This is a genomic window from Paenibacillus sp. MER TA 81-3 (assembly GCF_023713585.1).
GTDB lineage: Bacteria > Bacillota > Bacilli > Paenibacillales > Paenibacillaceae > Paenibacillus_B > Paenibacillus_B profundus.
The window spans coordinates 1-260 of sequence record NZ_JAMAWB010000127.1 but is presented as its reverse complement, the minus strand read 5'-3'; the positions used below and the strand labels follow the sequence as shown (position 1 = coordinate 260).

At 50.0% G+C, this 260-nt stretch carries 2 rRNA genes; both read left to right on the top strand.

Going from position 1 to position 260, the window contains the following annotated elements:
* Nucleotides 1-126: ribosomal RNA gene (locus M3650_RS31545) — 23S ribosomal RNA — on the top strand; the annotation flags it as partial.
* 69 nt (nt 127-195) lie between these two features.
* Nucleotides 196-260: ribosomal RNA gene (gene rrf, locus M3650_RS31540) — 5S ribosomal RNA — on the top strand; the annotation flags it as partial.

Genomic DNA, 260 nt, shown 5'->3' with positions numbered 1-260 from the left:
GCCCCCCTCAAGATGAGATTTCCCAATTAGTAAGACCCCTTGAAGACGACGAGGTAGATAGGTTCGGGGTGGAAGCACAGCAATGTGTGGAGCTGACGAATACTAATCGGTCGAGGGCTTATCCTAAATAATAATGATTCGAAGCAGTTGAAACTTTCGCGTTCAGTTTTCAAGGTGCAAACCCTTGAATACCTGTTTGGTGGCGATAGCGGAGGGGTTCCACGCGTACCCATCCCGAACACGACCGTTAAGCCCTCCAG